This is a genomic window from Bradyrhizobium sp. SZCCHNS1050, from assembly GCF_032484785.1.
GTDB lineage: Bacteria > Pseudomonadota > Alphaproteobacteria > Rhizobiales > Xanthobacteraceae > Bradyrhizobium.
The window spans coordinates 1,213,506-1,234,334 of the sequence record NZ_JAUETR010000001.1; the positions used below are offsets into that span (position 1 = coordinate 1,213,506).

A 20,829-nucleotide genomic window follows, 5' to 3' on the forward strand; every position below is an offset into this window, starting at 1 on the left:
CCTTATGCCCTGGTGCTGTTAATTCACGATAACGACGCGGGACGGGGCGTGAGTGAGGGTAAACGCAGGTTGAACGACGTGAGCGGCGGACGCCTTCGCGCCCACCGCCTGCCGGCGCTGTCTCGCCGAAGTCGAAGCTTGCCCCGCAAACTTCCCCTCCCCCGGATTGCATCTTCGATGCAATCCGGCCTCTCCCCGCATCCGCCTTCGCTCGTCGAGCTACGGTGGACAAGAGCGGGGAGAGGCGAAGAGAGCGAGACGACTGCGGCCGCCCTACGCTGCCTTCGACACCTCCATCAGCAGGCGCTCGGCACGGGCGTCCTCGATGCGGTTGACGAGCTTGCCGCTCTCGTGGCGGTCGCGCAGCGTCTTGGTCAGGGTGACGCAGGTCTGCACCAGCATGACGATGCCCATCGTCAGATAGCCCTTCATCCAGAGATCGATCGGCATGAAGAAGACGCCGAGAGCGACGAGGAAGGCGGAGGCAGCGAACGAGGCGTAGGAGAAGGTGATGAAGGCGCTGCTGTGCGGCTGGGTGTTCTGGTTCATGGTCGGCTCCTAGGATGACAATCAGGTTGGTTGATGCGTTTTGATCGGTTGTGACGAAATTCAGTTCGCCGGTGCGGTGCGGCCGGCCTTCAGCCGCGCCAGCACGTCGTCGGCAGTGGTCTTGATGCGTGGGCCAAAGCCCTGCTCGGCGAGCTTCTCGGCCGTGGTGATCGGCCCCGTCGCGGCATCGAGCTCCATGAGCGCCTCGTCGGCGGCTTGCGCCTCGATCTGCCGCTCCCGCAGCCGTTTCAGCGTCGCTTCGGCCTCGGGCAGCGTGCACTCGTAAGGACGCGCCGCCTCGATGCCGCCGCGGCGCAGATTGCGCACGGCCTCGGAGGCGCGCGCAATCCGCCGGCCGCGATCGAGCTCGGCAATGCGCGCCTCGGCGTTGGCGACATGTTTCTTCAGCCTGGTGATCTCGGTCGCGAACAGCGCCCGCGCCGTCCGCGCCGCGTCACGCTCGGCCTCGAGGCCGGCGATCGCCTGCGCCGCCTCGCGGGCCAGATCCTCGCGGCCGCCGTCGAGCGCCGCGGTGGCGCGCACCTCGAGATCGGTGATCCGCGCCAAGGTCGCCTCGAGCCGCCTGCCCTCCTGCTGGTCCTGCGCAATGGCCAGCGCCAGCGCGCGCTTGCTGCGATCGACGGCGGCGGCGGCGTCACGCAGCTGCTGATCCAGGATCACCAGCGCGGTCCGGTCCTGCAGCTCCTCCTCCGCGACGGCCACGGTGCCCCGAAACAGCGTGAGAACGGTCTTGAACATTGTGAACTCCCTGTTATGAGCATCGCTCATGACGTTTCTTCTAGCGCAATCATGAGCGGCGCTCAAGAATTATTTTGAGCATCGCTCAATATTTTGGTTAACAATGTCCAAGACACTGGAAAGACGTGCAAAACAGCGCGAAGCCTTGATCGAGGCGGCCGAGCGGATGATCCGCACGCGGGGTCTCGCGGGTCTGAAGACGCGCGATCTCGCCCAGGAGATCGGCGTCGCCAATGGCGCGGTCTACAATCTCGTCGCCGACGTCGACGAACTGGTGCTGATGGTCGGATCACGCACCTTGGCGCGGCTCGACGCCGACCTGTCCGCAGCCGAGAGCGCGGGCCCTCCCGGCCCCGAGGCTGCGCTGGTGCGCATCGCGATCGCCTATTGCGACTTCGCCGCCCACAATCTCGAGCTCTGGCGCGCGCTGTTCGAGCACCGCATGCCGCCCGAGAAGCCGCTGCCCGACTGGGCGATCGCCGACCAGATGCACCTGTTCCGTCACATCCACCAGCCACTGGCGGCGTTGTTTCCACGGCGCTCTTTCGACGACATCAGCGTCACCGCGCGCAGCCTGTTCTCGGCCGTCCACGGCATGGTCGCGCTCGGCTTGGAGCAGAAGCTCATCGCTGTGCCGCTCGCGGCCTTGCGCGCGCAGATCGCGACCATGGTGAAGGCGATGGTGACGGGACTGGTGGCGGAGGAGACGACCGGCCGGTGACGCGGAGCTCGGCGTCGGGCGCAGCGTCATCGGATGCTGATGCCAACAACAAGTCCGACTGCTTCACGGCACTTCTCTCCTGCTTGCTGTCAGAGCCAATTTGCTGCCATGGCGGCGCGGCTCCCTCCTTGTTCAGCTGGAATTGACGGCGAGAACAAACAACCGCCCCATTGCTTCGCAGTATCATGCCGACGTTCGGACTTGTTCCAGACAACATGTCTGGAACTGCCGTTCCACCGACGCTCGACGACGAGTGTTAGTTCGTGTGACATGTGCAGATCTCGGCGCATGGCCACGCTCATCCGGCCGGCAGAACCTGCAGCGTATGCCGCGCGATCCAGAAAAAACTCCAACGAGTCCATGACGCGCGAGCCAAGGGGAAAATCGTGAGACATCTGCGTGCGCCCAATGACGACCGCGATCCGCCATTCCCGTCCGGCTACGACGACGGCCGGCGTCCGCTGTATGAACAACCGTGGCGCGACGAGCACGATCGGCCTACCCCTGCTGAATTCGCGTCCCGTTACGGCGTGCAGGAGGTTCCTCCGCCGCCACGGGAACGGCGTCTCCTCGGCGCGTTGAGCATGATGGGGCTCGTGGCTGTTGCCGCGGGCGTGGCCGGCTTTGCAGCGACGAGACTTCCGACGCGGTGGACCGCTGCGCTCTCCGCCAAGAGCAGCGCGGCGGCGACAACGACGGCAACAGTCCCATCGCCGCCGGTCCAAGCCGCGCAGACCGTTGCGCCAGTCCAGGATACTCTCCGGACCGGAGCGCTCGCGAGCGCCGCTCCGGCGGTCGCGCCGGACCAGAACGTGCCGCTGAGGGAGGACGACCGTGTGCCGAAGTTCGACACGCGAGTGGCCAATGCCGCGTCGGCGCAGCCGACCAGCACGCGCGCCCCGGTCCAGGGCGTGACCGATACCGAAATCAGCTTCGGAATGGCGGCGCCGTTTTCCGGGCCGGCCAGGGAGATGGGCCATCAGCTCAAGCTCGGCATCGACCTCGCATTCGCTCAGGTCAACGAGGAAGGCGGTGTGCATGGCCGGCAGCTCAAGCTCTACACGGCCGATGATGCCTATGAGCCGACGCGGACGCTGAACGCGATGAAGGACCTTTACGAGCAGCACAAGGTGTTCGGATTCGTCGAGAACTACGGCAGTCCGACGGCCCTGATCTCGGTGCCGTACGCGCTCGAGCATCATGCGCTGTATTTCGGCGCCTTCACCGGGGCTCCTTCGCTTCGCCGCGATCCGCCGGACCGCTACGTCTTCAACTACCGCGCCGGCTACGCCGAGGAAGCCCATGCGCTCGTGAACTATCTCGTCAAGATCCGCAAGCTGCGTCCGCAGGAGATCGGAGTTCTCACCCAGCAGGATGCCTATGGCGACGCGGGGTGGGAGGGCGTCAGCAGGGCGATGCACGGGCTGCGCGGCGGCGCGGGCGACGCCTTCCGCATGAGCTACAGCCGCAACACCGTCAATGTCGACGAGGCCGTCGCGCAACTGCGCCGGCAGAAGCATGCGATCAAGGCGGTGGTGCTGGTCGCCACCTTTCGCGCCGCGGCCAAGTTCATCGAGAAGACTCGCGATCTCTATCCGGACATGACCTACGCGACGATCTCCGGCGTCGGCAGCACCGGCCTCGCCAGTGAGCTGATGGTGCTCGGCCCGCGCTATGCGGACGGCGTCATCTGCACCCAGGTCACGCCGGCGGTCGACGGCTACGCCTCCGTCACCCTGAACTACAAGAAGGCGCTCGACAGATATTTTCCGGGAGAGCCGGCGGATTACTCGTCCCTGGAAGCCTATCTCACCGCCAACATCCTGATCGAAGGGCTGCGCCGCGCCGGTCCCGCGGTGGACACGGAAACGCTGGTCGATGTCCTCGAATCGATGCAGAACTACGAGCTGGGCGTCGGATCGAAGGTGAGCTTCGGCCCCTCCGACCACCAGGCGCTGCACAAGGTCTGGGGCACGCAGCTCGACAAGTCCGGCCAGTATCACGCGATTGATCTCGAATAGGCGGAATGGCTGAACTGGCTTGGGGCCGCGCTCTGCGCAGCGTGCCTGAGCGGGTTGCATTCATCGGCGGTTTCGGCCATATCGGTCGCATGATCAAGACTGAGACCTTGCACGCGAACACGTGGTGGCGCTCCATCTAGGAGCGGCACGGCCTCGTCATTGATTCGCCCGTCGCCGCCGTTCATCGGCCTGCGACGCGGTTCTTGTCATCAACAGCATCGAAGAGCTCGATCGAGCGGCGGTTCTCACTCCTGGAGAACCACGATGCCTCTCTCAATGCCAGAACGTCCCGTCATCCTGACCGGCGACAGAACCACCGGCCCCCTGCACCTCGGCCACTATGTCGGCTCGCTGCAAAACCGCGTCGCGCTGCAATCGACGCATCGGCAATTCCTGCTGCTGGCCGATGCCCAGGCGCTCACGGACCACGCCCACGATCCGGCCAAGGTGAGCCGGAACATGCTGGAGATCGCGACCGACTATCTCGCCGTCGGCATCGATCCGGAGATGACGACCATCTGCCTGCAATCGCACCTGCCGGCGCTGGCCGATCTCACGCTGCTCTACATGAACTTCGTCACGGTGGCGCGGCTCGAGCGCAACCCGACCATCAAGGACGAGATCCAGGCGCGCGGCTTCGGCCGCGATATTCCGGCCGGCTTCCTGTGCTATCCCGTTGCGCAGGCCGCCGACATCACCGCCTTCAAGGCGACCATCGTGCCGGTCGGAGACGACCAGGCGCCGCTGATCGAGCAGACCAACGAGATCGTCCGCCGCATCAACCGCCAGGCGGGCACGGAAGTGCTCCCCGAGGCACGCGCACTGATCCCGAGCGTCGGACGCCTGCCTGGCGTGGACGGCAAGGCCAAGATGAGCAAATCGCAGGGCAACACGATTCCGCTCTCCGCCACCGCGGACCAGATTCGCGATGCCGTCCGCCGCATGTTCACCGATCCCGGCCACGTCAGGGCCGCCGATCCGGGCCGCGTCGAAGGCAATGTCGTCTTCACCTATCTCGACGCGTTCGACGACGATCATGCGGCGGTTGCGGACCTGAAGGCGCGCTACGTCCGCGGTGGCCTCGGCGACAGCGTCGGCCATCACGGACAGCGAAATCCTGCGGATCACCAAATCGGCCGCGCTGAGCGCCCTGCGTGAGCAGCCGGCGTTCTCCGAGATCTTCGTTTCGCACATTCTCGCCCGCACGATCCGCGTCGAGGCCGATCTCATCGATCAGCTGTTCAATTCGAGCGAGAAGCGCCTTGCGCGGGCGCTACTGCTGCTGGCCAATTTCGGCAATGACGGCAAGCCGCAGCGGGTCATCGCGAAGGTCAGCCAAGAGATGCTGGCCGACATGATCGGCACCACCCGCTCGCGCGTCAGTCACTTCATGAACAAGTTCCGCAAGCTGGGCTTCATCGACTACAACGGTCACCTCGAGATCAACAGCTCCCTGCTGAACGTCGTCCTGCACGATCAGCCGCATATCGCAGGCGACAAGTCGGTCGGAGGCAAAGGTCCGCTGAAGAGCTTGTGACCGGGCATCGCGAGATCGAGCTGGGGCCGCCCTGCTCGGCTCGATCCACGCCACCATCACATCATTGCCACCGTCACATCACTGCAGCTGACTGCGCACCGCCGTCGTAGGCGGCTGGAGAAACGCATCGAACCGCTGCTTGACGATGGCGTAGCATTCGCACGATGCTTTCTCGAGGCCGGGCCGGTCGAGCACCTGGATGGTGCCGCGACGATAGCTGATCAGGCCGGCCGCCTGCATGGATTGCGCGGCAAGCGTCACCGACTTGCGATTGGCCCCGAGAATCTGCGACAGGAACTCGTGCGTATACGGAAGCACCGCCCCTTCGGCCCGGTCGTGCATCATCAGCAGCCATCGGCAGATGCGCTCTTCGGTCGAATGCATGGCGTTGCAGGCCACCGTCTGCTGAACCTGGGACAGCAGCGTCTCCGAGTAGCTGACGAGAAGATTGCGCACATGTTCGCTGGAGTCGAACTCGTGCTGCAGCAGCTCGATCGGACACCGGACGGTATGCCCCTCGAGTTGAACGATGCAACGGTTGAAGGAGGCCCGGCTGTACATGGCGGCGAAGAGGCCGAAGGCGCCCTCGCGACCGATATTGGCCGTCTCGATGGCGTCGCCGTTCTCCAGCACGGTCAACAGCGACAACACCGATCCTCTCGGGAAATAGGCATGCCGGAGATGGCCGCCCGCCTCGCAGACCACGGCGCCGAGCTTGAAATCAACGGGCTCGAGGTGCGGCTCGATCCGGCCGCGGCTGTCCGGCGCCAGGGCATCGAGCAGCTGATTGCTCCGCAGATCGCGATCGGTTTGCGCCTTGATCATTCCAAAACTGACAAGCCACGATGAGGGACGGAGGCCACGGCGCAGAGGCGGCTGTCCGCGCCGTCGCCCCCGTTTCTTGGGCGCTCTCGACCGGCAAGTCTGAGCAAAATTGCTCACGAGCTCCCGCACGCAAGGCTTCCCCGCCGCGCCGCAACAACGGCCCTGCTCGCTCATCGCGCATCCGGCGATTTCACTGACTCGGATCGTCCGATTCCGCGCCGGGATTTCCGGCGGCCCGATCGGTCCAGAAGGCGGCCATCCGCAGGCAATGCGCCTGCAGGTCCGGATCGACGGCATCGCGCGCAAGTTGCGTGAAATCGGCCGCCAGACGCAGGCATTCACGAATGAAATTGAGGTCGTTGACGGATTCGGACAGGACACACCCCTTCGACGGGATCCATCTGTCACACGCCCCACGGCTCGCTGTCGGTGGGCCACACCACCGAGCGGCCCAAAAGAATGGCCGCCGAATGAGCGGATCTGGCCGGCGCGCCAACCCGGCCTGCCGCCCGGCTCAAGGCTGGCCGATCGCGCATATGGCGGTTTCCGTGAGGATGGTGCCGCCCACCCTCTGACGGGCTGCAAGAGCGCGCGTCGCGCCGCGGCGCCGGTGCCCGCTCTCCGTGGAAGGTCCTCTGGATGAGCGCGCGGGCACGGCAAGCGTCAGGTGCAACTGCCAAGCGCCCCCTCGACGCGAGCCGGGGCGCCTTTCGCCTCGATCCGGCTCGCGACGAATTGCGCTGCGGCAAACTGGACCATGTCCGCTTTTGCTCCGACTCCGGCCGGTGAACGGCAACACAATAGCCCTACAATATCAAATCGTAAGGAAGAGAGCCGCGGGGAATTTGTAGTCGGGGTGCGTTCTGTTTTGGAGAATCCGCGTGTTGGGACATCAGAGCCAAGATACCGCTTTTCCGATCCTTCTCGAGCGCGCGGGCGTCCGGAATGACATGCGCAGCTACAGGCTCATCCAACAATCTGCGCTCGCCGAATTCAGTCGTGCTGCATTGCAGACCCGCGACATCCACGTCGCTCTTCAGCGCGCCGCCGCGCTCGGTGCCAAGGGCCTCAATGCACCGTTCGCGATGGTGATGGAATTCGTGGCGGACGGAAAGAGACAGCTGGTCCGCGCGGGGTACGGATGGCCGAGCTCGGTCGAACAATCATCGTTCGTCGTGGACAGTACCTCGCCTGCCGGACGCGCCTTCCAGACGGGTCAAGCCATCATCACCGGTCGCGCCCCCCCGGATGGTCGCTTCGAGATACCGGGGCTTCCAGTAGACCGCGGCATCAAGACGTCGATCAGCGTCCGGATCGAACGCGGCGGACGAGGCGGCGGCTATTTCGGCGTGCTCCAGGTCGACAGTCCGGCCCCCCGCCGCTTCGACGAGGCGGACGCTGCCTTCCTCACCGAATTCGCCGACATCGTCGGGATTGCAATCGAGCGCCTGCATGAGGAGACGCGGCTCCGGGACGCCTTGGACCATCAAGCCATGCTGACGCGCGAAATGGGTCACCGCGTCAAGAACAGCCTGTCTTCCGTCGTGGCCATGCTCCGGGTGCAGGCATTCGGGACGGATTCCGTTGAGGCCAAGCTTGCCCTCGGCGAGGCCGGATCGCGCGTAGCAGCCATTGCCCAGGTTCATGATCATCTCTCGCGTGCATCACAGATCGGCTTCATCGACGTCGACGTCTTCCTCATAGACTTCTGCAAGAGGCTGCAACGCGTCGCGGGAGCGCGTATCCTGAACTGCGATGCCCATCCGATGCGGCTGTCGGCCGATCACGCCGTGCCTCTCGGTCTCCTGCTCAATGAGTTGGTCAGCAACGCCGTGAAACATGCCTATCCTGGCCAGGACGGACCGATCGACATCTCCGCCCGCGACATCGACGGTTGCCTGCAGCTCAGCGTGTCCGATCAGGGCGTCGGTCTGCCCGATGGTTTCGACATCGATCAACCGCGCACGAGCCTGGGGTTCCGGATGATCAAGGGGATGGTCCAGCAGCTTCGCGGCCGTCTCACCCTGAGCGCCAACCAGCCGACTGGCACGCGTGTCCTGTTCGAACTGCCGATCCTCCCCCGCAATGAAGCGGTTGTCCCGGCAGCCCTCGTCACCACAGAGCGCCCGGTGCTGGAGAAGGCCCGGTGATCCCTTGCGCGATCATCCCAACGGCCACCGCGGCCGATGCGATCCGCTGCTGACAAGGCTGGCCGCTTGCTCGAACGGCGCCTCTTGTCAGAGCACCTCGTCCACGCTTCGCTGATGGCGACCAGCGCGCTACGCGCTCCATGGTGAGACCACCTGCGCAGGCACGGCGGCATTTACCGGGCGGAAACCGTTGCTGTCGTTGAATGCGAGCATGGCACAGTTGCGCATGGAAGTTCGCGATTCGGCCGGCACCATCCTGCCGGGCTATGGCGACGCATTCTTCGACCTCAGGCTCCCCGGCGATCACCGCCGCGTGGCGCAGACCCTGCTCCGGATCATTCGCGGCGACGACTTCCGCTCACCGGTCCACAGTGTCCACTTCTTCCGGGGCGCTTCCGAGATCGGCTGCTGGTCGGTCGACGACGAGCGCGCGGAGATGAGCTTCGTGGACGAGTTCGCCCACACGCCGCCGGCCGCGGCGTAACAGCTTCCCCGACGAGCCCCCGGCACGCGGCATCGGCCTCATGCGATCCGGGGGTGCGCGGTCTGGTGCCAGGTCCAGGCCGAGCGGATGATCGTGCCGAGATCGGACCGATGCGCCGCGAAGCCGAGCTCCTGCTGGGCAAGATGGGGATCTGCGACCAGGACCGGTGGATCGCCGGCGCGGCGCGCGCGCACCACCAGCGGGACCCGCTCGCCGGTCTCCCTGCCGATTGCATCGACGATCTCGCGCACCGAATGGCCGCGGCCGGTCCCGAGATTGTAGGTGCCACCCGAACCGGTCTGCAGCAGACGCTCCATCGCCGCGATGTGGGCTGCCGCGAGATCGTCGACGTGAACGTAATCGCGCACGGCGGTCCCGTCGGGTGTGTCATAGTCGGTGCCGAAGATCGCAAAGTCCGGCACGTGGCCGAGGATCGCCATCAGCGCTCGCGGGATCAGGTGCGTCTCGGGATCGCGCAACTCACCGATCAGGCCTGACGCGTCGGCGCCGCCGGCGTTGAAGTAGCGCAGCACGATGGCCGACAGGCCGTAGGCTGCCTGATAGTCCGCCAGGATCTGCTCGATCATGTATTTCGAGCGGCCGTATGGATTCAGGGCCGATCCCGCGGCGCTCTCGGGAATCGGATCCCGCCCGGCGTCGCCATAGACCGCGCCGGTCGAGGAGAACACCAGCCGCGCGCAGCCGGCCTCGCGCATGCCCTGCAGCAGGCCCAATGTGCCGACGACGTTGTTCAGATAATATTTGTGCGGATCGGCGACGGATTCGCCGATCGTGCTCGGCCCGGCCAGGTGCATCACCGCGCCGACCGCGTGGGCGCGGATGGTGTCAGCCACTCTGGCGCTGTCGGCGATGTCGCCGACCACCAGCGGTCCCCATCGCACGAAGCGGCGATGGCCGGTGGACAGATTGTCGTAGCAGATCGGCACGTAGCCGGCCCCGGCGACAGCCTTGCAGCAATGAGCCCCGATGTAGCCGGCGCCGCCGGCAACCAGGATCGCTCCGTTGTGACCCATGCATGAAAGCCTTCTGATCAGCAAACGGCTGGACCCAAGTCGCGGATGCGAAATGTGACCCAGCGAGGCGACCGCTGCAACCGGGCAGCGCGCGCCGGCCGGCGTCACCGACAACCGCTTGGCGGCAGGCCGCTCCGTGCTCTTAACGCTCTCGCACCCAGCCGGTCGTCCAAATTGCGGTCAAGTGACGCCGAATAGCTGCTGTCACGCGATGACGGCACGACATCTAGCCGTGAACAGACCTCGTACCGGGCTGCGCCGCTGATTCGGACGCGGTTCGTTCAAGTCGCGTTCTGAACGTTAACGTGAGCGCGCGCGACGTCGCATTCTGGGACATCAGGCGCGGGCTGGTCGCGGCAGCGAATCCGGCGCCGATGTCGTCGGCGCGATCCCGGCGCGGCGATCGCGGGCTGTGACTGTGCTCAACCTGCTGGCCTGTTAGCTGGTTCATCACGGTCCGATCGCCCGCGGGTTCCGTTCGGCGCGCAGATGTCCATGCGCCGCGACGCATGGCTCACGATCCAGAGTCCAGGTGGCACGCGGCGCAGAATGGGGTACGAGTCGTCGGACTGATCAGCGTCGGCCGATGCAGGAGGCGTCCCTTGAGTGAAACACCGAGCAACGTCGACGCGGCGGCGCGCGCTGCATCGACGCCGCCCGCCGCGGCGCCCGGGCTCTGGGCGCGTCTCGGCATTCCACTGCTTGCGGTGATCGCAGCGCTCGCCTTCGTGGCGCTCGCGACCACGCGCTGGAACGCCTGGACCGGCAACGCAACGACCCAGTCGACCAACGATGCCTATGTGCGCGCCGACCTGACGCAGCTCTCGAGCCGCGTGGCCGGCGAGGTGACGAAGGTTGCGGTCAGCGATTTCCAGCAGGTCAAGGCCGGCGACCTGCTGGTCCAGATCGATCCGGCCGACTACGAGGCACAGGTGTCGCAGGCCGAGGCCAATGTCGAAGCGGCGCAGGCGGCGCTCGACAACCTCAGCAATCAGGTCGAGCTGCAATACGCGACCATCGCCCAGGCCGAGGCGCAGCAGGTCTCGGCCGGCGCGGCCGAGGTGCAGGCCAGGCAGGAGGAAGAGCGCCAGCAGTCGCTGTCGCAGAGCGAGGCAGGTACCAAGCAGCGGCTGGAACAGGCAACGGCCGCTTATGCCAAGGCACAGGCGGACGTGCGCGCGAGCCGCGCGGTGATCGCCGCGCAGCGTCATCAGCTCGAGGTGCTCACCGGCACCAAGAAGCAGCGCGGCGCCGATCTCGCCGGTGCCAAGGCCGCGCTCGCCGCCGCGCGGCTCAAGCTCGGCTACACCAGGATCACCGCGCCATTCGACGGCGTCGTCGGACAGCGCCAGGTGCAGGTCGGCGACTACGTCAATATCGGCAGCAGCCTGATCGCGGTGGTGCCGCTGCCGCATGTCTTCGTCATCGCCAACTACAAGGAAACGCAGCTCACCCATGTCGCGCCCGGCCAGCCGGTCGAGATCACCGTGGACTCGTTCCCGGGCCAGAGGCTGCATGGCCGCGTCGAGCGGATCGCGCCGGCCTCCGGCTCGCAATTCGCGCTGCTGCCGCCCGACAATGCCACCGGCAACTTCACCAAGGTCGTGCAGCGCATTCCGGTCCGCATCGCCCTCGACGGCGACCAGCCGCTGCTCGCGCGGCTGCTGCCGGGCATGTCGGTCGTGACCCACATCCGCACCAACGGCCAGGCCGATGGCGCCAAGTGAGACCGATCGCGGACCGCTGTCGCGCGGCGGCCAGGCGGCGCATCCGCTGTTTGCCGTCGGCGCCGTCCTGCTCGGCTCGTTCCTGGCGAATTTCGACAGCCGGCTGACCTCGGTCGGCCTGCCCGATCTGCGCGGCGCGTTCTCGCTCGGTTTTGACGAGGGCGCCTGGCTGTCCACCGCGGCGATCGGCTCGCAGATCGTCATCGCGCCGGCCGTGGCGTGGCTCGCGACCGTGTTCGGTCTGCGCCGTGTGCTGGGTATTCCCAGCCTGATCTATGCGGTGCTGTCCCTGATCATTCCGTTCGTGCGCGACTATCCGACCTTGATCGCGCTCGCGATCCTGCACGGCATGCTGCTCGGCACCTTCGTGCCGGCCACGCTCATGATCATCTTCCGCAACCTGCCGATCCGCTGGTGGCTGCCGGCGATCTCGATCTATGCGATCCGGGTCGGCTTCGCGCTGGATACCTCGACCTCGCTGGTCGGCTTCTATGTCGAGCATCTCGGCTGGCAGTGGCTGTACTGGCAGGGCGTCGTGCTGGCGCCGCTGATGGCGCTGATGGTCTATCTCGGCACCCCGGCCGAGCCCGTCAACCGCGCGCTGCTCGAGAACGCCGACTGGGGCGGGATGCTGCTGCTCGGCAGCGCCGTGGCGATGATCTATGCCGGTCTCGACCAGGGCAACCGACTCGACTGGCTGCAATCGGGCACGGTGATGGCGCTGCTGTGCGGCGGCGCCGCGCTGTTCGTCCTGTTCCTCGTCAACGAGGCGCTCGCCCCGCAGCCATGGGCGCATTTCAACGTGCTGTTCTCGCGCAACATCGGGCTGTCGCTGGTCGTGATCCTGCTCTACACGCTGACCAGCCTCTCGAATGCGTCGCTGGTGCCGAACTTCCTCGTCACCATCACGCAGTTGCGGCCGGAGCAGAGCGGCTCGCTGCTGTTGTTCTACGGCGCGCTGCCGATGGTCGTGCTGGTGCCGCTGTCGATCGTCCTGCTTCGCCATCTCGATCCCCGCATCGTCGTCGTGCTCGGTCTCAGTGCCTTCGCGGCGGCCAATCTGCTCGGCACCCAGATCACCCATGCCTGGGCGCGCGAGGATTTCATCGTCATCGTCGTGCTGCAGTCGATCGGACAGGCCCTGACCTTGCTTCCGATCATCATCCTCGCGCTGTCGAATTCCGATCCGGCGCGAGCGACGTCCTTTGCGGCCTATATCCAGGTGATGCGGCTCGGCGGCGCCGAAATCGGCGTCGCCCTGATGGGAACGTGGCTGCGGGTGCGTGAGCAGGTGCATTCGGCCTATCTCGGCCTCAACATCCAGAGCGGCGATCTCGACGTCGCGCGCGCGCTGCAACGACTGACCGGCTATTTCGCCGCGCATGGCGGCGGCCAGGCCAAGGCCCGCGCCGTCGGGACCTTGGCCGCGCAGGTGCAGCGCGAGGCCAACGTGCTCGCTTATCTCGATGCGTTCTGGCTGTGCTTCTGGCTCGCGATCGCCGCGCTGCTGCTGGTCGCCCTGATCACGCGCGCGCCGTCGGGCCCGTTCTCGCCGACACCGATCGGTCTGAGGGCGGCGTGGATGCGACGGTTCGGAACGTCGACGACGTGAGCGGGCCCGCCCGCAGCATGCGGGGGCGTCGCCTTCTCTCCAACAACGCCGGCGCGCCTCTGCGCCTTTAACCTTCTGACGAAAGCCGAGCCGCACGATCAGTATCGCCGGCGCTGCATGTTGCGCGCCATCTCCGAGAGCTACGACATCTAGCCGTGAACAGATCTCAAACCGTGATTCGCAAGCGATTCGGACGCGGTTCGTTCCAGCCGCGTTCCGAACGTTAACGGCGGTGCGATGATCGTCGCATTCTGGGACATCATGCTCGCGATGATTGCGGCAACTCATCGAGCGGCCATTTCGGACGCTTGATCTTCTTGTAGGGCAACGTCGTCACGTCGCGCGCGACCACGCCGGGCGCATCGACCATGATGATGTCGGCCGCGATCGGCGCAAATGCCGCGCGGAAATGCTGGGCGGATTTCACCACGACGAGCTTGCGCGTGGCAGGATCGCAGCCGAGCTGCGTGAAGAAGTCGGTGCCGAACGCCTGGCAGCGGAACGTGGTGATCACGACCTCGACGCCATTGCTCCCGATCAACGCGCAATCGCCGAGCTTGGCGGGCGTGCCGGCAAGGCCCGTCATCACCATATTCTCCTTCAGCGCCTTGATCTCCCAGGTCGCATCGACGGGATCACCCGACAGCGGCCCGATCTTGCCGCCGATCCGCAGCGGCAGCTTGGCGCCGACGCCGGCATCGAAGGCGATGCGCACCGCGATCGGATCCCAGAGCGGACCGAGGCAGGCATTGCCGATGTTGCGGTCGAGCAGCCGGCGCAGGATGAACGTGGAATCGCCGGGCGCACCGCCGCCGGGATTGTCGCTGGCATCGCCGAGCACGATGGCGCCGTCCTTCGCCAAGGCCTGGTCGAGCGCAGCATCGACGCCGGGCATGCGTTCGGTCACCGCCTCGCGCATGCCGATCAGCTCGTCCGCGAGCTTGCGCGCCAGCGCCTGCGCCTTGGCGCCATCGGGATCGACGGCGGCATCGCTATAGACCAGCACCTTGGTGCCCATGTCAGGCGTGTCGCCCCATCCGAAGCCGTGAACGATCGAGACCGAGACGATGCCGTCCTTGCCTTCCAGCGCGGTGATGCGGTCGACGAAGCTGCGCACCGGCTCGCGCGTGGTGTGCAGGGTGACGATCATGTCGGTGTCGACCAGGGCCTTCTGCAGCTTCAGCCGCTTCTCGGCGAGCTCGGTGCAATGTTTCACCAGATCCTGGGCCCGCTCGAGAATGTCGGTGTGCGGATATTCCTTCCAGCAGATCAGAAGATCGGCGCTTCTGACCATCAGCTCGCTCATGTGAACGTGGGGGTCGAGCGTCGCACCGATGACCACATCGGGTCCGACGATGTCGCGGATGCGCGCGAGCAGCTCGCCCTCGCAATCATCATAGCCGTCGGCGATCATCGCGCCGTGCAGGCCGATCAACGCCATGTCGACCGGCAGCGCGGCTTCGAGGTCGGCGAGGATCTGGTCGCGCAGGGTTTCGAACGCGGCGCGGGTGACGAGCCCGTTCGGCACCGCTGCGGCGACCAGCCCCTCGATCAAGGTCCAACCTTTCGATGGCCCGACCTGCCGCGCCGCCCATAGTGGCCCGCCATGCATCTGCATCTTGTCCGGATGCGTTCCGGCCGGGAAGTAGGCACGCTCGTGGAAGGTCGCGAGCCCCGTCGGCATCGGCGCAAAAGTGTTGGTCTCGGTGGCAAGGGCGGCGGAGAAGACACGCATGGAGGAATTGCTCTTGGTTCGCGCGATGACAATGAGGCGGCCGCAGGGGATCGCATTGCGCCCACGAGCACAAGACTTTGCGACGGCAGAGCACCCGCCGCTCAGCGCATGATGTCGATCAGTTCGCCGCCGCCGGCGCCCTCACCGACTGATCCTCGATCGCCTTGATCGCGACGACGGCGACCTGGGATAATGCCTCGCGGTCGGCGCCTGACGACGCCATCACGCTCATGCCGGTGATCACGGCGGAAACATAGCGCGCGAGCGCAGCGGGGTCGGCGGCTTCAGCCAGATCGCCTTCGCGCTTGGCGCGCTCGAAACGGTGCCGGAGCTGCTCCTCGGTCTGTGCGCGGCGGGCCGCGAGCTCGAACGGCACGTTGGAAGAGCCGGAGCCGCAGGCGAGACCGCCCTGCACCAGCAGGCAGCCGGGCGGATTGGAGGGATCGGTCTGTTTCTCGGCGACGCCCATCAGCATCCGCGCGGTGACCTCGTGGGCGGTCGGCGCGCTCAGCACCTCGTCCATCCAGGCCTCCCGTCGCGCCGTGTAGCGGTCGAGCGCGGCCCTGAGCAGGGCCTCCTTGCTGCCGAACGCGGCATAGAGGCTGGGCGGGTTGATGCCCATGGCATCGGTGAGCTGGGCGATGGTGGCGCCCTCATAGCCATGGCGCCAAAACACCTCCATCGCCTGGTCCAGCGCGGTGTCGCGATCGAAAGTCCGGGGCCGTCCGATGCCCATCTGCAAAACTCCTGTTCCGTCTCCGCCCCGTCTGATTCTTATCTAGTTGTTCTTGAACGCGATTTCTTTGATCTGGCGCAGTCCGCCGAAAGTCGGGCTACTATTTTCGTAGTATCCGTTACATAAGTCTCTTGCGAACGGGTTGCCAGCGCCACATTTGTAGCGAGCACTACAAATCTGGAGCGCGCCAATGCCTTCGTCCGAAATTCGTTCTTCCGGCCGCCTGAAGCGGTGGCTGAGCACCGTCGCCGCCGCCGGCTTGGTGATTGCCGCCGGCTCCTACGCCGGCTCCCAATATTTCCACTTCAGTTCCGCGCCGAATGCGGCCCGCGCCGCGGCCCCCGAACAGGCCGTCCCCGTTACGGTTGCCGTCGTCGAGCCGCGCCAGGCGAGCCTGTGGGACGAGTTCTCCGGCCGGCTTGAAGCCGTCGAGCGGGTCGAGATCCGGCCGCGGGTGGCCGGTGCCATTCTCGGCACCAATTTCACCGAGGGCTCGCTGGTCAAGGCTGGCGACGTCCTGTTCAAGATCGACCCGGCGCCCTACGCCGCCGAGGTCGACCGGGCGCAGGCGCAACTGGAAGCGGCGCGCGCCCGCGCCGCCTTCGCCGCCAACGAACTGGAGCGCGGCGCGCAGCTGGTTGGCAATTCCATCGTGACCAAGCGCGATTACGACCAGCGCGACAACGGCAATCGCGAAGCCATCGCCAACGTCAAGGCCGCCGAAGCGACCTTGCAGACAGCCAAGCTCAATCTCGACTACACGCAGGTGCGCGCGCCGGTCGACGGCCGGGTCGGCCGGATCGAGGTCACGGTCGGCAACCTCGTCGCCGCCGGGTCGGCCTCGCCGGTGCTGACCTCGCTGGTGTCCGTCAACCCGATCTATGCGAGCTTCGACGCCACCGAAGAGCTGGTGTTGCGCGCATTGTCGGCGATTGCCGACGGCTCGGGCAAACGCGGCAATCTCGACCGCATCCCGGTCGAGATGACGACCTCGGGCGGCATCACGGCATCCGGCCATATCCAGTTGATCGACAATCAGGTCAACGGGCAGAGCGGCACGATCCGCGTCCGCGCCGTGTTCAAGAACGAGGACGGCCGGCTGATCCCCGGCCAGTTCGCGCGCGTGCGCATGGGCCAGCCGCAGCAGCAATCGCTGGTGCTGCTCGACGAGCGCGCCATCGGCACCGACCAGGACAAAAAATTCGTGATGGTGGTCGGCGACGACGAGCGCGCTGTCTATCGCCCGGTCAGCCTCGGCGGCAGCGTCGACGGCCTGCGCATCATCTCCGCCGGCCTCAAGCCCGGCGAGCGCGTGGTGGTCAATGGCCTCCAGCGGGTGCGGCCAGGTGCGTTGTTGAAGACGCAGGTGGCCGCGATGGGCGCACGCGACGGGGCGGCCACTGACAACAAGCGACTGGCGCAGCGCTGATCATGATCGACAATGGCGGTCACCACACACGCGATGCCCACCCTCCCCTGGAGGGGGAGGGTCGACGCGCGCACAGCGCGCGGCGGGGTGGGGTGACGGTCTCAGTTGGTGAAAACCTGCTCGCACCTCCTCAGCATCCGTGCGTCGCGGGTTCGTCTCAATTGAGCACCGCACGCGCGGAGGGGCCGCCACCCCACCCCGTCTCGCATGTCGCTGCGCTCATGCGAGCCGACCCTCCCCCTCCAGGGGAGGGTGAACATCGCGCCCCCTCGACGACCGACGCCAATCAGAGCCACTGACATCTCCCGACCACGGGGCCTCCCATGAACCTCTCCAAATTCTTCATCGATCGGCCGATCTTCGCAGGCGTGCTGTCGACGCTGATCTTCCTCGGCGGCTTGATCGCGCTGTTCTCCATGCCGATCTCCGAATATCCCGACGTCGTGCCGCCCTCCGTGGTGGTGCGCGCGACCTATCCCGGCGCCAATCCGAAGGTGATCGCCGAGACGGTGGCGACGCCGATCGAGGAGCAGATCAACGGCGTCGAGAACATGCTCTATATGAGCAGCCAGGCGACCACCGACGGCGCGATGACGCTCACGGTCACCTTCAAGCTCGGCACCGATCCGGACAAGGCCACGCAGCTGGTGCAGAACCGCGTGCAGCAGGCCGAGCCGCGGCTGCCCAATGTCGTGCGCCAGCTCGGCGTCATCACCAAGAAGAGCTCGCCCGACCTCACCATGGTCGTGCATCTGATCTCGCCGAACGGCCGCTACGACACGACGTACCTGCGCAACTACGCGGTGCTCAACGTCAAGGACCGGCTGGCGCGCATCGACGGCGTCGGCGACGTGCAGCTGTTCGGCGCCGGCGACTATTCGATGCGGGTCTGGGTCGATCCGCAGAAGGCGGCCGAGCACGGCCTCTCCGCCAGCGACATCGTCAAGGCGATCCAGGCGCAGAACGTCGAGGCCGCCGCCGGCGTCGTCGGCGCCTCACCGAGCGTCAAGGGCCTCGATTTGCAGCTCTCGGTCAATGCCGAGGGCCGGCTGTCGAACGAGGACCAGTTCGCCGACATCGTCGTGAAGACCGGAACGCATGGCGAGATCACGCGGCTGCGCGACGTCGCCCGCATCGAGCTCGGCGCCTCCGAATATGGCCTGCGCTCGCTGCTCGACAACAAGCAGGCGGTGGCGATCCCGATCTTCCAGGCGCCCGGCTCCAACGCGCTGCAGATCTCGGACAACGTCCGCGCCACCATGGCCGAGATCAAGAAGACGATGCCGGAGGGCGTCGAGTACCACATCGTCTACGACCCGACCCAGTTCGTGCGCTCCTCGATCGAGGCCGTCGTGCACACGCTGTTCGAGGCGATCGTGCTGGTCGTGATCGTCGTGATCCTGTTCCTGCAGACCTGGCGCGCCTCGATCATCCCGCTGCTGGCGGTGCCCGTCTCGATTGTCGGCACCTTTGCCGTGATGCATCTGTTCGGCTTCTCGATCAACGCGCTCAGCCTGTTCGGGCTGGTGCTCGCGATCGGCATCGTCGTCGACGACGCCATCGTCGTGGTGGAGAACGTCGAGCGCAACATCGAGAGCGGCCTGTCGCCGCGCGACGCCACCTATCAGGCGATGCGCGAGGTGTCGGGACCGATCATCGCGATCGCGCTGGTGCTGGTCGCGGTGTTCGTGCCGCTCGCCTTCATCTCCGGCCTCACGGGGCAGTTCTACAAGCAGTTCGCCCTGACGATCGCGATCTCCACCGTGATCTCGGCGGTGAACTCGCTGACCTTGTCGCCGGCCCTGTCGGCGCTGCTGCTCAAGGGCCACCACGAGCCGAAGGATCGCCTCACCCGCATCCTCGACAAGAGTCTCGGCTGGTTCTTCCGCGGCTTCAACCGCGCCTTCGTCCGCGCCTCCAACAATTACAGCGGCAGCGTGTCCAAGGTGATCACCGGCAAGGCCGCGGTGATGATCCTCTATGTCCTGCTGGTCGGCGCCACCGCCGTGCTGTTCAAGCAGGTGCCGGGCGGCTTCGTGCCGGGCCAGGACAAGCAGTATCTGGTCGGCTTCGCGCGGCTGCCGGACGGCGCCACGCTCGACCGCTCCGAGGAGGTGATCCGCAAGATGAGCGACATCGCGCTGACGCAGCCCGGGATCGAGAGCTCGGTCGCCTTCCCCGGCCTGTCGATCTCCGGCTTCACCAACTCCTCCAATGCCGGCATCGTGTTCTCGACCTTGAAGCCGTTCGACGAGCGTAAGGATCCATCGCTGTCCGGCGGCGCGCTGGCGATGGAGCTCAACAAGAAATATGCGGGCATCCAGGACGCCTTCATCGCGATGTTCCCGCCGCCACCGGTCAACGGCTTGGGCACCATCGGCGGCTTCAAGCTGCAGATCGAGGACCGCGCCGGCCTCGGCTACGAGGCTCTGAACGACGTCACCAAGGCGTTCATGGCCGGCCTGCAGAAGTCGCCGGAGATCGCCGGCGTGTTCTCCAGCTTCCAGGTCAACGTCCCGCAACTGTTCGCCGACATCGACCGCACCAAGGCGTTGCAGCTCGGCGTCCCCGTGACGGAGGTGTTCAACACCCTGCAGATCTACCTCGGCTCCTACTACGTGAACGACTTCAACAAGTTCGGCCGCACCTATTCGGTGCGCGTGCAGGCCGACGCGCCGTTCCGCGCCCGTGCCGACGATATCCGCCAGCTCAAGGTGCGCTCCGCCTCCGGCGACATGGTGCCGCTGTCGGCGCTGCTCAACGTGCGACAGAGCGCAGGTCCCGAACGCGCCATCCGCTACAACGGCTTCCTGTCGTCGGATATCAACGCGGCAGCGGCGCCCGGCTTCTCCTCGGGCCAAGCGCAGGCGGCCGCCGAGCGGGTCGCGGCCGAGGTGCTGCCGCCCGGCTTCGCCTTTGAATGGACCGACCTGACCTACCAGGAGTTCATCGCCGGCAACTCCGGCCTGTGGGTGTTTCCGCTCGCGATCCTGCTGGTGTTCCTGGTGCTGGCCGCGCTCTACGAGAGCCTGACCCTGCCGCTGGCGATCCTGATGATCGTGCCGATGGCGCTGCTGGCGGCGATGTTCGGTGTCTACCTCTCGAAGGGCGACAACAACATCTTCACCCAGATCGGCCTGATCGTGCTCGTCGGCCTCTCCGCCAAGAACGCGATCCTGATCGTCGAATTCGCGCGCGAGCTCGAATTCGCCGGGCGGACGCCGTTGCGCGCCGCGATCGAGGCCAGCCGCCTGCGGTTGCGGCCGATCCTGATGACGTCGATGGCGTTCATCATGGGCGTGCTGCCGCTGGTGCTCTCGACCGGCGCCGGCTCGGAGATGCGGCGGGCGATGGGCGTCGCGGTGTTCTCCGGCATGATCGGCGTCACCGTGTTCGGCCTGTTCCTGACGCCCGTGTTCTACGTGCTGCTGCGGACGCTGACCGGCATGAAGCCCCTCACCCAGCATGGCGGCCACGGCACGGTGGCGGCTCAACCCGCGGAGTAAACAA

16 protein-coding genes and 1 pseudogene are annotated in these 20,829 nt (G+C 66.2%); 11 read left to right on the top strand and 6 right to left on the bottom strand.

Annotated features, from left to right (window positions below; translation table 11 throughout):
- Window positions 1–273 precede the first annotated feature (273 nt).
- Together QX094_RS05710 and QX094_RS05715 are read right to left on the bottom strand one after the other, a co-directional pair.
- Window positions 274–549, bottom strand: a complete 276-nt coding sequence (locus QX094_RS05710) for a YiaA/YiaB family inner membrane protein (protein ID WP_315716622.1) — start codon at window positions 547–549, stop codon at window positions 274–276.
- A gap of 60 nt (window positions 550–609) precedes the next feature.
- The gene (locus QX094_RS05715; protein ID WP_316171329.1) at window positions 610–1,308 is read right to left on the bottom strand and encodes a PspA/IM30 family protein; all 699 of its coding nucleotides are present in this window, start codon (window positions 1,306–1,308) and stop codon (window positions 610–612) included.
- A 103-nt stretch (window positions 1,309–1,411) separates the two neighbouring features.
- On the opposite strand from QX094_RS05715, the gene QX094_RS05720 reads away from it, so the two are divergent.
- The 4 genes and pseudogenes from QX094_RS05720 to QX094_RS05735 form a co-directional block, all read left to right on the top strand.
- Window positions 1,412–2,029, top strand: a complete 618-nt coding sequence (locus QX094_RS05720) for a TetR/AcrR family transcriptional regulator (RefSeq protein ID WP_315716620.1) — start codon at window positions 1,412–1,414, stop codon at window positions 2,027–2,029.
- Between the two features lie 386 nt (window positions 2,030–2,415).
- Window positions 2,416–4,050, top strand: coding sequence for an ABC transporter substrate-binding protein (locus QX094_RS05725; RefSeq protein ID WP_316171328.1), 1,635 nt, complete (start codon window positions 2,416–2,418; stop codon window positions 4,048–4,050).
- Window positions 4,051–4,314: 264 nt separating this feature from the next.
- A complete protein-coding gene (gene trpS, locus QX094_RS05730) occupies window positions 4,315–5,208 on the top strand; it encodes a tryptophan--tRNA ligase (protein ID WP_316171327.1) in 894 nt (297 codons plus the stop codon).
- Window positions 5,135–5,587 (top strand): annotated as a pseudogene (locus QX094_RS05735) (Crp/Fnr family transcriptional regulator); the annotation flags it as partial. The gene trpS and the pseudogene QX094_RS05735, both read left to right, overlap by 74 nt.
- Before the next feature lie 78 nt (window positions 5,588–5,665).
- Here the strand turns inward: QX094_RS05735 and QX094_RS05740 are convergent.
- The gene (locus QX094_RS05740; protein ID WP_315716615.1) at window positions 5,666–6,238 is read right to left on the bottom strand and encodes a Crp/Fnr family transcriptional regulator; all 573 of its coding nucleotides are present in this window, start codon (window positions 6,236–6,238) and stop codon (window positions 5,666–5,668) included.
- Window positions 6,239–6,259: 21 nt separating this feature from the next.
- On the opposite strand from QX094_RS05740, the gene QX094_RS05745 reads away from it, so the two are divergent.
- The 3 genes from QX094_RS05745 to QX094_RS05755 all read left to right on the top strand — a co-directional run bounded on the left by QX094_RS05745 (window position 6,260) and on the right by QX094_RS05755 (window position 9,046).
- Window positions 6,260–6,436: a hypothetical protein gene (locus tag QX094_RS05745; protein ID WP_315716614.1), complete on the top strand. Its 177-nt coding sequence runs from the start codon at window positions 6,260–6,262 to the stop codon at window positions 6,434–6,436.
- Window positions 6,437–7,293: 857 nt separating this feature from the next.
- On the top strand, window positions 7,294–8,562 hold the full coding sequence (locus tag QX094_RS05750; RefSeq protein WP_316171326.1) for a sensor histidine kinase: 1,269 nt from the start codon (window positions 7,294–7,296) through the stop codon (window positions 8,560–8,562).
- A 211-nt stretch (window positions 8,563–8,773) separates the two neighbouring features.
- The gene (locus QX094_RS05755; RefSeq protein WP_315753358.1) at window positions 8,774–9,046 is read left to right on the top strand and encodes a hypothetical protein; all 273 of its coding nucleotides are present in this window, start codon (window positions 8,774–8,776) and stop codon (window positions 9,044–9,046) included.
- Between the two features lie 38 nt (window positions 9,047–9,084).
- On the opposite strand, the gene galE is transcribed toward QX094_RS05755, so the two are convergent.
- On the bottom strand, window positions 9,085–10,080 hold the full coding sequence (gene galE / locus QX094_RS05760; RefSeq protein WP_315825424.1) for a UDP-glucose 4-epimerase GalE: 996 nt from the start codon (window positions 10,078–10,080) through the stop codon (window positions 9,085–9,087).
- Window positions 10,081–10,682: 602 nt separating this feature from the next.
- On the opposite strand from galE, the gene QX094_RS05765 reads away from it, so the two are divergent.
- Window positions 10,683–11,807 carry an HlyD family secretion protein gene (locus tag QX094_RS05765; RefSeq protein WP_315753354.1) on the top strand — a complete coding sequence of 375 codons (1,125 nt, stop codon included), beginning with the start codon at window positions 10,683–10,685 and terminating at the stop codon, window positions 11,805–11,807.
- Window positions 11,794–13,419, top strand: coding sequence for an MFS transporter (locus QX094_RS05770; protein ID WP_315753352.1), 1,626 nt, complete (start codon window positions 11,794–11,796; stop codon window positions 13,417–13,419). The genes QX094_RS05765 and QX094_RS05770 overlap by 14 nt, the downstream gene beginning before the upstream one ends.
- A gap of 259 nt (window positions 13,420–13,678) precedes the next feature.
- On the opposite strand, the gene QX094_RS05775 is transcribed toward QX094_RS05770, so the two are convergent.
- Both QX094_RS05775 and QX094_RS05780 read right to left on the bottom strand, forming a co-directional pair.
- Window positions 13,679–15,154: a M81 family metallopeptidase gene (locus tag QX094_RS05775; protein ID WP_316171325.1), complete on the bottom strand. Its 1,476-nt coding sequence runs from the start codon at window positions 15,152–15,154 to the stop codon at window positions 13,679–13,681.
- Between the two features lie 118 nt (window positions 15,155–15,272).
- Complete coding sequence (locus QX094_RS05780; RefSeq protein ID WP_315716607.1) at window positions 15,273–15,890, bottom strand: TetR/AcrR family transcriptional regulator; 618 nt, start codon at window positions 15,888–15,890, stop codon at window positions 15,273–15,275.
- A 190-nt stretch (window positions 15,891–16,080) separates the two neighbouring features.
- On the opposite strand from QX094_RS05780, the gene QX094_RS05785 reads away from it, so the two are divergent.
- Together QX094_RS05785 and QX094_RS05790 are read left to right on the top strand one after the other, a co-directional pair.
- A complete protein-coding gene (locus QX094_RS05785; RefSeq protein ID WP_315753346.1) occupies window positions 16,081–17,319 on the top strand; it encodes an efflux RND transporter periplasmic adaptor subunit in 1,239 nt (412 codons plus the stop codon).
- Between the two features lie 323 nt (window positions 17,320–17,642).
- Entirely contained in the window at window positions 17,643–20,825 is a 3,183-nt protein-coding gene (locus QX094_RS05790) for a multidrug efflux RND transporter permease subunit (protein WP_315716605.1), read from the top strand.
- Window positions 20,826–20,829 lie beyond the last annotated feature (4 nt).

Coding starts and splice junctions, on each gene's coding strand:
- QX094_RS05710 (WP_315716622.1), bottom strand. CDS start 549: ATGAACCAGAACACCCAGCCGCACAGCAGCGCCTTCATCACCTTCTCC.
- QX094_RS05790 (WP_315716605.1), top strand. CDS start 17,643: ATGAACCTCTCCAAATTCTTCATCGATCGGCCGATCTTCGCAGGCGTG.
- QX094_RS05715 (WP_316171329.1), bottom strand. CDS start 1,308: ATGTTCAAGACCGTTCTCACGCTGTTTCGGGGCACCGTGGCCGTCGCG.
- QX094_RS05785 (WP_315753346.1), top strand. CDS start 16,081: ATGCCTTCGTCCGAAATTCGTTCTTCCGGCCGCCTGAAGCGGTGGCTG.
- QX094_RS05755 (WP_315753358.1), top strand. CDS start 8,774: ATGGCACAGTTGCGCATGGAAGTTCGCGATTCGGCCGGCACCATCCTG.
- QX094_RS05745 (WP_315716614.1), top strand. CDS start 6,260: ATGCCGGAGATGGCCGCCCGCCTCGCAGACCACGGCGCCGAGCTTGAA.
- QX094_RS05720 (WP_315716620.1), top strand. CDS start 1,412: ATGTCCAAGACACTGGAAAGACGTGCAAAACAGCGCGAAGCCTTGATC.
- galE (WP_315825424.1), bottom strand. CDS start 10,080: ATGGGTCACAACGGAGCGATCCTGGTTGCCGGCGGCGCCGGCTACATC.
- QX094_RS05780 (WP_315716607.1), bottom strand. CDS start 15,890: ATGGGCATCGGACGGCCCCGGACTTTCGATCGCGACACCGCGCTGGAC.
- QX094_RS05770 (WP_315753352.1), top strand. CDS start 11,794: ATGGCGCCAAGTGAGACCGATCGCGGACCGCTGTCGCGCGGCGGCCAG.
- QX094_RS05775 (WP_316171325.1), bottom strand. CDS start 15,154: ATGCGTGTCTTCTCCGCCGCCCTTGCCACCGAGACCAACACTTTTGCG.
- trpS (WP_316171327.1), top strand. CDS start 4,315: ATGCCTCTCTCAATGCCAGAACGTCCCGTCATCCTGACCGGCGACAGA.